The sequence below is a fragment of the Geminicoccus flavidas genome (assembly GCF_009806515.1).
GTDB lineage: Bacteria > Pseudomonadota > Alphaproteobacteria > Geminicoccales > Geminicoccaceae > Geminicoccus > Geminicoccus flavidus.
In genome coordinates, this window is sequence record NZ_WUJP01000573.1 from 1 (window position 1) to 10,296 (window position 10,296).

Annotated in this window: 13 protein-coding genes; 5 read left to right on the top strand and 8 right to left on the bottom strand. The window is 67.5% G+C overall.

The features are described from left to right. Nucleotides 1-616: HAD family hydrolase (locus EQG76_RS16370; protein WP_159715351.1), on the bottom strand; the 616-nt coding region annotated here is incomplete at its 3' end. Beyond that, complete coding sequence (locus EQG76_RS16375; RefSeq protein ID WP_159715353.1) at nucleotides 613-1,794, bottom strand: MFS transporter; 1,182 nt, start codon at nucleotides 1,792-1,794, stop codon at nucleotides 613-615. The genes EQG76_RS16375 and EQG76_RS16370, both read right to left, overlap by 4 nt. Nucleotides 1,795-2,137: 343 nt before the next feature. Between EQG76_RS16375 and EQG76_RS16380 the strand changes: the two genes are divergently transcribed. The 3 genes from EQG76_RS16380 to EQG76_RS16390 all read left to right on the top strand — a co-directional run bounded on the left by EQG76_RS16380 (nucleotide 2,138) and on the right by EQG76_RS16390 (nucleotide 4,164). After that, nucleotides 2,138-3,046: a hypothetical protein gene (locus tag EQG76_RS16380; protein WP_159715355.1), complete on the top strand. Its 909-nt coding sequence runs from the start codon at nucleotides 2,138-2,140 to the stop codon at nucleotides 3,044-3,046. 94 nt (nucleotides 3,047-3,140) lie between these two features. Next, complete coding sequence (locus tag EQG76_RS16385) at nucleotides 3,141-3,722, top strand: helix-turn-helix transcriptional regulator (RefSeq protein WP_159715357.1); 582 nt, start codon at nucleotides 3,141-3,143, stop codon at nucleotides 3,720-3,722. 121 nt (nucleotides 3,723-3,843) lie between these two features. Then, nucleotides 3,844-4,164: a Dabb family protein gene (locus EQG76_RS16390; RefSeq protein ID WP_159715359.1), complete on the top strand. Its 321-nt coding sequence runs from the start codon at nucleotides 3,844-3,846 to the stop codon at nucleotides 4,162-4,164. A gap of 16 nt (nucleotides 4,165-4,180) precedes the next feature. Here the strand turns inward: EQG76_RS16390 and EQG76_RS16395 are convergent, their stop codons facing one another. From EQG76_RS16395 to EQG76_RS16420, 6 genes are all read right to left on the bottom strand, one after another. After that, complete coding sequence (locus EQG76_RS16395; RefSeq protein ID WP_159715361.1) at nucleotides 4,181-4,612, bottom strand: DUF488 domain-containing protein; 432 nt, start codon at nucleotides 4,610-4,612, stop codon at nucleotides 4,181-4,183. Between the two features lie 2 nt (nucleotides 4,613-4,614). After that, nucleotides 4,615-5,022 carry a type II toxin-antitoxin system HicB family antitoxin gene (locus tag EQG76_RS16400; protein WP_159715363.1) on the bottom strand — a complete coding sequence of 136 codons (408 nt, stop codon included), beginning with the start codon at nucleotides 5,020-5,022 and terminating at the stop codon, nucleotides 4,615-4,617. A 4-nt stretch (nucleotides 5,023-5,026) separates the two neighbouring features. Further along, nucleotides 5,027-5,173 carry a hypothetical protein gene (locus EQG76_RS33515; protein ID WP_321573474.1) on the bottom strand — a complete coding sequence of 49 codons (147 nt, stop codon included), beginning with the start codon at nucleotides 5,171-5,173 and terminating at the stop codon, nucleotides 5,027-5,029. Between the two features lie 126 nt (nucleotides 5,174-5,299). Next, entirely contained in the window at nucleotides 5,300-6,124 is an 825-nt protein-coding gene (locus EQG76_RS16410) for a carbohydrate ABC transporter permease (RefSeq protein WP_200840857.1), read from the bottom strand. Continuing rightward, on the bottom strand, nucleotides 6,121-7,056 hold the full coding sequence (locus tag EQG76_RS16415) for a carbohydrate ABC transporter permease (protein WP_159715367.1): 936 nt from the start codon (nucleotides 7,054-7,056) through the stop codon (nucleotides 6,121-6,123). The genes EQG76_RS16410 and EQG76_RS16415 overlap by 4 nt, the downstream gene beginning before the upstream one ends. Next, nucleotides 7,053-8,378, bottom strand: coding sequence for an ABC transporter substrate-binding protein (locus tag EQG76_RS16420; protein ID WP_159715369.1), 1,326 nt, complete (start codon nucleotides 8,376-8,378; stop codon nucleotides 7,053-7,055). Before EQG76_RS16420 ends, EQG76_RS16415 begins: the two co-directional genes overlap by 4 nt. Before the next feature lie 218 nt (nucleotides 8,379-8,596). Between EQG76_RS16420 and EQG76_RS16425 the strand changes: the two genes are divergently transcribed. Beyond that, nucleotides 8,597-9,487, top strand: coding sequence for a dihydrodipicolinate synthase family protein (locus EQG76_RS16425; protein WP_159715371.1), 891 nt, complete (start codon nucleotides 8,597-8,599; stop codon nucleotides 9,485-9,487). Continuing rightward, on the top strand, nucleotides 9,484-10,161 hold the full coding sequence (locus tag EQG76_RS16430; protein WP_159715373.1) for a GntR family transcriptional regulator: 678 nt from the start codon (nucleotides 9,484-9,486) through the stop codon (nucleotides 10,159-10,161). The genes EQG76_RS16425 and EQG76_RS16430 overlap by 4 nt, the downstream gene beginning before the upstream one ends. The last annotated feature ends 135 nt before the right edge of the window (nucleotides 10,162-10,296 follow it).

Here is a 10,296-nt window from a genome sequence, read left to right on the forward strand (position 1 = left end):
GAACGTGGCAGGCGAGCCCGCCCAGCTCCGCCACCGGCAGGACGTCGGAGCGCAGCGAGTTGCCGGCCATGGCGAACTCCTCCGGTGCCACGCCGTGGCGGGTGAGCAGGCGGCGATAGGCGTGGCTGTCCTTCTCCGAGAGGATCTCGATCCGGTCGAAGCGCTCGGCCAGGCCGGAGCGGGCGATCTTGCTCTCCTGGTCGAACAGGTCGCCCTTGGTGACCAGCCAGAGCTCGCAGCCGGTCTGGCGCAGCTCCCCGATGACCTCGGCGGCCCCGTCGATCAGCTCCACGGGATGGTCCAGCATCGCCCGGCCAAAGCGCATGATCTCGGCGATGTCGCCGGCCGGGATCCGGCCCCCGGTCGCCTCGATCGCGGTCTCCACCATGGACAGGACAAAGCCCTTGATGCCGTAGCCATAGGTGCCGAGGTTGCGCCGCTCGGTCTCGAGCAGCCAGGCGTCGATCCGCCCGGCCGGCAGGTCGACATGGCGCAGCAGCAGTGCCCGGAACCGCTCGTGCGAGGTCACGAACATGGTTTCGTTGTGCCAGAGCGTGTCATCGCCATCGAGCGCCACCACCCGCGGCCGCACCTGAAGCCGGTCCGCCATGCTCATGGACATCCCTCCGCAAATCGCCGGCCGCTGCGAGATGCGGCCGGCCGCAGTGCCGCCCGCATCAGGAGAAGACACACCAGCGAGGCGAGACTGCCGGCGAGGGCCGCACCCTGCCACCCCCACCATGCCGCCAGCAGGGCATAGACCGGTGGACCCAGCAGCGAGCCGCTGGCCCCGAACTGGGTGAGTAGGCCGCTGGCACCGATGAGCCCTTCCCTGCCCGCGACCTTCGGCAGCAGCGCAAAGGCCAGGCCAGGGAAGATCCCGGAGATGGCATTGAGCAGGATCGCCACCGTTGCCGCGGCCGCCAAGCCCGGTTCTGGCCGGAACAGGAGGAACAGGAGGGCTGCCGGCAGGAGTAGGGCCAGCATCAGGAGCGGACCGGTGCCGGAACGCTGCCGCCGGCGGTGCCAGGCCGCGACGATGCTGCCGGCCAGCGTCGCGAACGAGGCGAGGCCGGTCACCACGCCGGCGAGCCCCGTGCCGGCCCCCGTCTGTTCGACCAGGAAGCTCGGCAGCAGCGCCAACATGCCGACCTCGAACAGCGCATAGCAGCCAAAGGCCGCCGAGAGCGCCCAGGCACGCGGCGGCGGCAGCCGGCTCCGTGCCGCCCGCGGCCGCGTCGCTGCCTCCGCTGGTACCGGAACGGCCCAGGTGGCAAGGCAGGCGAGGCCGGCGGTCGCCGCGATCGCCACTAGTGCCGTCCGCCACGACCAAAGCTCGGCAAGCAGCCCCGCCGACATGGCACCCAGCGCCACGCCCACCGGCACGAAGCTGCTCCACAAGGCTAGCGCGCTGTCCCGGTCCGCCTCCCGGGCGCTGTGGAAGATCAGGACCGGGGCTGCCACCACGATCGCCAGATAGCCGACGCTTTCCAGGACGCGCCAGGCGAGCAGCCCGCCCGAACTGGTGCTGAGCCCCTGCCCCAGCCCGGCCAGCGTCAGCAGTACCAGACCCGCCACCAGGCTCCGGCGCAGCCCAAGCCTGGCGACGATCCGACCCGCCGCCAGGCCCAGGAGGGCTCCTGCCAGCTCCAGGAGCGAGATCACCAGCGCCACCGAGGACAGATGGAGGTCCAGTGCCTGGCCGATCGGCGTCGCCAGGCTCGAAAGCTTGCCGAGCTGGGCCGCCGCCAGCACACCCACCGCATAGAACCACCCGATCCGCAGCCAGGTCATCGTCACCGCATCCAGCCTCGGCCGCCTCCGGCCCTGCCCAGGGCGGCCTTGCCACGGACGCCGCGGCGGCGCAGCGCATAAGTTATGCGCGACCCGACGCGGGAGAGCGGTCACCGCCCGGTGGCAGTACCCGGTTGGGCGTCAACCACAAGATTTTCAGAAGAAACCGAAGTACAATAAATCCTGCTGTACTGATCATTGGAATTTGCTAAGTAGCGCTGCCCTTAGAGCTGACGACCCATAACGTTTGCAGCCGGAAGGGAATGTTGCCCGCTTGCTCTCGGATCAGGCTGTCCTGCCGCTCCGACCGCAAGACGATCATAGCAAAGGGACAATCGGCTTCATGGTCCGGTCCAGATTTTCCTCGTTGCTGGTGGCTATCGCCGGCATCGGCATCAGCATGTTCGCTCAGCCGGCGCCTGCCGCGGCGGCCAAGGCCCTTCCGGTCTACTACGCGCTGAAGTTCAACCAGACGATCACGGGCTTCGAGCAGTGCGGCCTGAAGCCGATGCCGATCGTCTATCCTGGCGCCCTGTTCAAGGGGGGCAAGCAGGGCCAAACCCCGGATTATGCGCAGCTGCGCAGGAAGGGTGCGCCCACTGTGCGCGATGCCGCTGCAAAGACGGCGGACAAGTTCGTGGTGTTGGACGTGGAGGGGAGCTGGGACCTGTTGCCGACCGACAGCGCTGCGGTGATGACCAGCAAGGCTGCCGACTATTACGACCTGCTGCACTTCCTGAAGCAGGAGCTGAAGGCCCTCAAGTCCAGCGCCAGGGTCGGGTACTTCCGGGTTGCTCCCCCGCCCTTCTACGAGAGCCCAGCCAGTGGAAAAAAGACACCGTACGAACTGGGTGTCGCTGCGCTGAAGCGGGTCGGCAACGAGTCCGATGCCCTGTTTCCGCAGCTCTATGGCTATACGACGCCGGCGAATTTCCGCGCCTATACCAACGGCACCATGAAGGCTGCCCGCGCCAACTGGCCGAAGAAGCCGGTCTATCCGTTCTTGTGGATGCAGCGCCGGGCGGCATGGGATGTGGCGGGCGGACGCTATGTCCATGAATTGCTGCCCAAGGGGGCCTTCGCCCTGCAGCTCCAGACGGTGAAGGATTCCGGTGCCGACGGGGTGGTAATCTGGGGCACGCTCGGCAATGACAAGGCGCGCCTGGACTGGAACGGGAAGGCCGACTGGTGGCTGGAGACCAAGGCGTTCCTGAAGAAGCAGGGCGTGGACCTGAAGGGCTGCAAGCTCTAGCCGAAGCCGCAAGTAGCCCTATCCTGGAGCACGTCGGCCTGGAGCACGTCGGCCTGGAGCGCGTCGGCCGACCGGCGTTCGAAAGGACAGGCGCATGGAAGAGGTGGCGATTCCCTGCCGCGATCCCGCCAGGCTCGGCCGCTCGCTGCGCGGCTGGCGGGCGTTGCGGCGGGTCAAGCAGAACCACGCGGCGGAATTGCTGGGCGTGACCCAGGCGACCGTGTCGCGCTGGGAGAGCGGGCAGCTCACGCCCGATTCGGACGGACAGCGGGCGATCCGCCGGCTGCTCCAGGCACGGCTGGACAGCGCCGCCGACTTCGAGCTTGCGCGCATGGTCCGCCGTTCGACTGCGGAGGTCCATCTGGTCTGCGATCTGACCCACCGGCTGCTGGCGCTCTCCCCGGCCCGGGAGCGCCTTTGCCGGGTGCCGGCGTCAGAGCTGATGGGCACCTCGCTCTGGCCCTGCGCCAGCCCCGGCATCATCGCCGCCGAGACGAGGCTCGGCGAACTCGGCTGGTTCGAACCGGCCGCCCCGGCGGTCGAGCTGCAGACCGGGGCCAACGATGGTGCCCTCATCCAGATTCGGGACAGCCGGCTGCGCTGGGTGCGCTTCCAGCTTTCCGACGGCAGCTTCGTCCGGCTCGCGGAGACCCTGGCTCCCGCTCCGGCGGCCTGAGCGGGGAACCCGCGAGACGGTTCACCTGCTGTTTCTATAAGACTATCGTTCGCGGTAATGGCCGCTCGGGCCCGATGGGACCATCGTTCGCGGCAGACGGCCGCTCGGGAAGGTGCACCGCATGATTCGCCATGTCGTCCTGTTCAAGCCGCGCGAAGACCTGCGCAAGGGCGAGCTGCAGAAGATCTTCGACGGCCTGGCTGCCCTGCGCCATGCGATCCCCGGCATGGTCGACTTCCACGGCAGCGAGAACTGCAGCCCGGAGGGCCTGAACCGGGGCTACACCCACGGCTTCACCATCGACTTCATGGACGTAAAGGCCCGCGACACCTACCTGGTCGACCCGGAGCACAAGGCGCTGGGCGAGCAGCTCACCGCTGCGGCCGATGGCGGCAAGGGCGGTCTGCTAGTGTTCGACATCAACCTGTCGGATGCCCACTAGGCTCCGGTCGGGGCGGTCAGGCCAGGAGGTGGCGGGTCGGCAGGTCCAGCCGCTCGGCGATGACCAGCCGATGGCAGTGGTGCGGCTGGCGCTCGTAGCAGAGCAGGCAGCAGCGCCGCCGCCCGGCAAGATCGCGCAGCATCTCGAACTCGTGGACCGCCTCGGGCGTTTCCAGATGCGCCGTGAAGATCCGGCGCATGTCGTCATAGCGGCCGCTGCGGGCGGCCAGGCGTCCCGCGGCGGGCGTACCGAGGGCGCGCAGGTGCAGGTACTCAATACCGATCGCCGCGACGCCTGAGCGCAGCGCGTTCTTGGCAAAGCCCGGCCGGCGCGAGGCGGACACAGCCCGGACGTCGACCAGCAGTTCCACCCCTGCCCCGGCCAGCGCATCCAGCACGTCCCGCTGGGCCAAGGCTTCGTAGCCGATGGTGAAGAGGGGCGTCGCCATGCTCAGCTTCGCGCGAGCATGGCGCGAGCCGCATCTTCAAAGAACCGGGACCGGCTGTAGCCTTCCCGATCATTCACGAACCGGTCGATCTCTGCGAGAACCGCTTCGTCGATGGTAAAGTTGATCCGTCGTGACCGGCCGGCATGCGGCAACAGTGGGATCGTCGCCAGGATGGAATCCTGGCGGTCCTCCATGAAGTCCGGATCCGCTTCCAGGTCCTCCAGTGACCGCGGCCGCGGGATCGGCAACCCAGCCTCGATCATGTCATCGACATGGAACCGCAGCGCCTCGATGCCGCTCTCGACAGCCTCCTCGAAACTGTCGCCGCCCGCAACGCAGCCGGGAAAATCCGGGAAGGACATGCCGAACACATCATTCTCGCGATGGATCAACGCCAGATAGCGGTCCAACGCTTCATCTCCCCCTGCCAGTCCCATCCTGCCTGCCGGTTGATGCTGCGGAGCGTGCCGTTCGGGATCTCCTTGCTCGGATGTGGAACGCGCGCCCCGGCTTGTCGGGATGTCTGAACTGGTGGCGACTGCCGTGCACATGAGCGAGCACCCATCCCTCGGCTTGCAGCCGACGGATAATATCGCGGCTCTTCAAATGGCGGTCCCTCTAGGCGTGGAACCTAGCCGCGAGATTATCACATTCCGAGTATGATCATACTCATCAGATGCCAGAAGCTCAACCTCCCTTCACCGCCCCCGCCGTCAGCCCCGCCACGATCTGGCGCTGCGCCAGCACGGTCAGCAGCAGGACCGGCAGGGTCACCAGCAGCGCACCGGCGGCGAGCGGCCCCCAGCTCAGCTGCTCGAACGAGATCATGTTGTAGACCGCGACCGGAAGCGTGCGGGTCTCGCGGCCGGCCAGCACAATGCCGAACACGAAATTGTTCCAGGAGAAGATTACCGCCAGGATGAAGGCCACGGTGATGCCGGGCTTGGCGATCGGCAGGGCCACGTGGCGAAACACCTGCCAGCGCGAGGCGCCGTCGATCACGGCGGCCTCCTCCAGTTCCAACGGCGTGGTCTCGAAATAACCGATCATGATCCAGATGATGATCGGCACGGTGATCACCAGATGGATGATGATCTGCGGCAGGAGCGTGCCCATCAGCCCCAGCCACTGGAAGAGAAGGAAGAGCGGGATCAGGTAGGACAGGCCGGGCGTCATCCGCGCGATCAGCACGACCACCGCCGACTTGGTCGCCTTCATCCGCGCCATGCCGTAGCCGGCCGGCACGCCCACCAGCAGGCCCAGGAGGGTGGCCGAGCCTGTGACCAGCACGCTGTTCAGGAAGTACGTGCCGAAGCGGTTGGATTCGAGCACCGCCGCGTAGTTGGCCCAGGCGAAGTTCTCCGGGATCAGGATCGGCGGGTAGGCCGCGTTGTCGACCTCGTATTTGAGCGAGAGCGACAGCATCCAGACGAAGAACAGCACGGCCGGCGAGACGATCATCAGGACCGCGAACCACAGACCGATTCGGTTCAGGAGCCGCTTCGCCCTCATGCGCCGATTCCGACCTCGGTCCATTGGACGCGCTTCTTCAACCAGAGCAGCAGAACCGCCAGGCCGATCACCATGAGGAAGAACACCACCGCGATCGCCGAGCCGTAGCCGATGTCGTAATAGGCGAAGGCCACGCTGTAGAGATAAAGGTTGACGGTCTCCGACGCGGTGCCGGGCCCGCCCTGGGTGATCGCATAGATGATGTCGAAGCTCTTGATCGCGTCGATCGAGCGGATGATCGCCGCCACCATGACGAACGGCAGCACCAGCGGCAGGGTGATGTGCCAGAACATCTGCCAGCCGCTGGCCCCGTCGATGAGCGCGCTCTCATAGGGCTCGGTCGGGATCGCGGCGAGCCCGCCCAGCACGATCAGCATGACCAGCGGCGTCCACTGCCAGGTCTCGACCAGGACCAGCGAGGGGATCACGGTGGATGGGTGGAACACCCAGAGCTGCGGCGGGATGCCGACCAGCGAGAGCAGGTAGTTCAGCACCCCCAGTTGCGGGTGGAACATCATCGCCCAGACGAGTGCGATCGCCACCGGGGTCGCCATCATCGGCATGACGAACAGCGCGCGCAGAAAGCCGCGCGCCTTGAAGTTCTGGTGGAACACGATGGCCGAGAACAGGCCCAGCACCACCGGCAAGATCACCGCCAGTGCCGTGAAGTAGAGCGTGTGCCAGAGTGCATCGTGAAAGCGCAGGTCGGTCAGGAGGCGTCCGTAATTGGCTAGGCCCACGAAGCTGCTGCCGCCGCCGATCTGCCACTCGTTCAGGCTCATCCAGATGGTGAACCCCCAGGGGAACACGATCACCGAGGCGACCACGATCAGGGCGGGCAGCACGAACGGCCAGAGCGAGCCCCCGGCCCGCCGGCGGGAAGCCGGGGGCGCGGCGGCGGCAGGCTTTTCCAGGGCCAGGCTGGGCGTCATGCTTCGCTCTTGTCGAGCACCGGCTGGAATTGCTGGGTCGCCTGCTTGAGCAGGGCAGCGGGATCACCCTCGGAGAGCAGCGTGGTGAGCGCCGTGCCGAACGTGTCCCGGAACTCGGTGACCGGGATGATGACCGGCAGGCCCAGTTCGCTGACCTCGGCCGACCCCGCCACGCACTCGACCCATTCGGCTGGCAGGGTCACGCCCTTGCGCACCTCGGGGTCGTTCAGGATCGACTTGCGGAACGGCACGCCACCGCCGGCCTGCAGCAGCCTGGTGCCCATCAGCTTGGACACCGCCCACTGGCAGTAGAGATAGCCGGCTTCCTTGTTGCTGCTGGCCTCGGCCACGCCGATCCCGTCGCCGAACGTGGCCGAGACCTGCTTCACCGGGCCCTTCGGCATCACGCCATAGCCGACCTTGCCAACGATCCGCGACTTGGTCGGATCCTCTAACGGCGGCGCGAAGCCGACACCGTCCATCCACATGCCGACCTTGCCCTGCAGGAAGGCCGATTGGCATTCCGACCAGTTGAACCCGGCCACGCCGGGCGGGGCCGACTTGGTGAGCAGGCGCTGGTAGAGCTTGGCCGCCTCGATCGCTTCCGGCGTGTCGGTCTTGAGCTGGCCCTGCTCATCGACCATGGTGCCGCCATAGCCCAGCAGGAACGAGGTCCAGACCGGCACGTTGGCGTTGCGCAGGCCGCGCGCCACGAAGCCGTACTCGCCGTTCGCCGGATCGGTCAGCTTCTCGGCGGCCGTGACCAGCTCGTCGAAGGTCGTGGGATAGACCACGCCTTTGCGCTCGAACATCTCCTTGTTGTAGTAGACCATCCAGTAATCGACTGAGAACGGCAGCGAGCGCATCTCGCCGGCATCGTTCTTGGCATAGAGCAGGCCCGCCGCGGAGAAATCGTCCTCAGTCAGCGTCGCCTCGGTGAGGTTGCTGTCTTTCAGGAACTGCGAGAAGTCGGCCAGCCACTTGGCCTTCTCGAACTGGCGCTTCTGCACGTGATAGCTCAGATGGATCACGTCGAAGCTGGGCGAGCCGGAGGTCAGCTCGATCACCGCCTTCTGGCGCTGCTGCTGCTCGGGAATCTGCTCGGAGCCCACCCGGATGCCGGTGAGCTCGGTGAACTCGTCCTCGTATTTCTGCAGCGTCTCGCCGCGCGGCCCCTTTGTCAGCATGACCTCGAGATCGGTGCCCTCGAACGCCTTCCAGGCCGGATCGGCCCATGCCAGCCGTGCCCCCGACAGCCCGAAGGCGCCGGCCGCCATCGTGCCGGCCAGCACCGAACGCCGCGTCGTCCTGCCGAATCTCATTGTTGCTCGCCTCCCTGTCCGGCCGCCGTTCTGGCCTGGCCTGTTCATGGCGCGGCGCCGGTTGCCCGGTCTCCTGCCGGGCTGGGCACCACCGCCCTGATCGTTCCAGACGATCAAACATGGACCCGGCGACCCTGCAAGCGGAATATCCTCGCACTGACATGTCAGTCGTGGCATCAGCCTGTCGACAGGGCTGGCTTGAATGGTGGGGATGACGGATGGCGGGCGATCGGTTCGGACTCTCGGCAGCACTCGCGACGCCGTTCGCCGAGGATGGCAGCATCGACCTGGCGCGGATGGTGCGCCATGCCAGCTGGTGCCTTGCCAATGGCTGTGCGCGGGTCACCCTGTTCGGCACCACCGGCGAGGGCGCCTCGATCGGGGACAGCGAGCGCGAGGCGGTCTGGCAGGCGCTGGAAGCGGCCGGCATCAGCGAGCACCGCCTGATCGGCGGCGTTGCCGCTGCCTCGATGGAATCGGCGCTGTTCCAGGTGGGCCAGGCCTATGAGCACGACGCCCATGCCGTCCTGCTGCCGCCCCCCTTCTACTTCAAGGACGTGGACGACGAGGGCCTGTTCCGCTGGTTCGCCAGCCTGATCGAGCGGCTGGGCGGCCGCGCCCGCGACCTGCTGCTCTACCACATCCCGTCGGTCACCGCCGTGCCGCTCAGCCTCCCGCTGGTGACGCGCCTGGCCGAGGAGTTTCCCGGGGTGGTGACCGGGGTGAAGGATTCCTCGGGCGACTGGGCCTATGCGGAGGCGTTGCTCACCGCCCATGGCGAGCGGCTGACCATCCTGATCGGCGACGAGCGCCAGCTGGCACGGGCAGTGCGGCGGGGCGGCCAGGGTGCCATCTCCGGCCTGGCCAATCTCTGCCCGGCCGCATTGCTGCCGCTCGCCACTGAGGGCCGGGACGATCCGCGGATCGCGCCGTTCGTGGATGCGATCTGCGGCCAGCCGGTGATCCCGGCGGTCAAGGGGCTGGTGGCAGCGCGCACCGGCGACCCCGCCTGGACGGCAGTGCGCCCGCCGCTCCTGCCGGCCAGGGATGTCAGGCCGCTCCTGCCGCTGCTGGATGGGATGCTGGCTCGGCAAGCCACCGCGACATGAGCGTACCGGAGGCCGGCGACGGGGCTGCCCAGCTGAAGCTGCGCGAGCAGGCCTATGACCGGTTCACCCGGCAGCTCCTCGCTAAGGAGCTGCGGCCCGGCCAGTTCGTCTCGCAGCGCGAGCTGGTGGCGCTCACCGGCATGAAGCTGGGGGCGATCCGCGAGCTGATCCCGCGCCTGGAGGCCGAGGGCCTGATCCGCACCGTGCCGCAGCGCGGCATGCAGATCGCCCATCTCGACCTCCACCTGATCCGCGACGCCTACCAGTTCCGCCTGTTCCTGGAGGCACCTGCCACCCGGCTGTTCGTCGAGACCGCATCCGACGAGCTGCTCCGGGCCCTGCACGCCCGCCACCTCCTGGTGATCGAGCGTGCCCGCACCGAGGGTCATTGCCCGGAGCTGGAGGCGCTGGCCCAGGCAACCGACTGGGGCATGCACGATCAGATCATCGATGCGCTGGGCAACGAGATCATCAGCAAGGCCTACCGCGTCAACTCGATCAAGATCCGCCTGATCCGCGACGCCGCCACCCGCATCGACGCGCTGGTGGTCCCGGTCATGGAGGAACATCTGGGCATCCTGGAGCGGATGCTGGCCCGCGACGCCGCCGGTGCGGAGGCCGCGATGGCGGCGCACATCCAGCGTGCCCGCAACCGGGCGTTGGGGCTGGGCTGAAGCCGGGCCACTGCGGCCTCCTGCCCTAAGACAGTCGGACGATTTCACGTTCAGGCCATGGCAGGACTGCCGTATCGTTCGCGCCGCTCAGGGAAAGGCTGATCGTCGCCGCCAGGCGGCGTGCCAAAACAAGAG

Excerpts from the sequence above, each read along its gene's own strand:
- EQG76_RS16420 (WP_159715369.1), bottom strand. The coding sequence starts at position 8,378 with ATGAGATTCGGCAGGACGACGCGGCGTTCGGTGCTGGCCGGCACGATG.
- EQG76_RS16375 (WP_159715353.1), bottom strand. The coding sequence starts at position 1,794 with ATGACCTGGCTGCGGATCGGGTGGTTCTATGCGGTGGGTGTGCTGGCG.
- EQG76_RS16390 (WP_159715359.1), top strand. The coding sequence starts at position 3,844 with ATGATTCGCCATGTCGTCCTGTTCAAGCCGCGCGAAGACCTGCGCAAG.
- EQG76_RS16415 (WP_159715367.1), bottom strand. The coding sequence starts at position 7,056 with ATGACGCCCAGCCTGGCCCTGGAAAAGCCTGCCGCCGCCGCGCCCCCG.
- EQG76_RS16385 (WP_159715357.1), top strand. The coding sequence starts at position 3,141 with ATGGAAGAGGTGGCGATTCCCTGCCGCGATCCCGCCAGGCTCGGCCGC.
- EQG76_RS16395 (WP_159715361.1), bottom strand. The coding sequence starts at position 4,612 with ATGGCGACGCCCCTCTTCACCATCGGCTACGAAGCCTTGGCCCAGCGG.
- EQG76_RS16380 (WP_159715355.1), top strand. The coding sequence starts at position 2,138 with ATGGTCCGGTCCAGATTTTCCTCGTTGCTGGTGGCTATCGCCGGCATC.
- EQG76_RS16430 (WP_159715373.1), top strand. The coding sequence starts at position 9,484 with ATGAGCGTACCGGAGGCCGGCGACGGGGCTGCCCAGCTGAAGCTGCGC.
- EQG76_RS16425 (WP_159715371.1), top strand. The coding sequence starts at position 8,597 with ATGGCGGGCGATCGGTTCGGACTCTCGGCAGCACTCGCGACGCCGTTC.
- EQG76_RS16410 (WP_200840857.1), bottom strand. The coding sequence starts at position 6,124 with ATGAGGGCGAAGCGGCTCCTGAACCGAATCGGTCTGTGGTTCGCGGTC.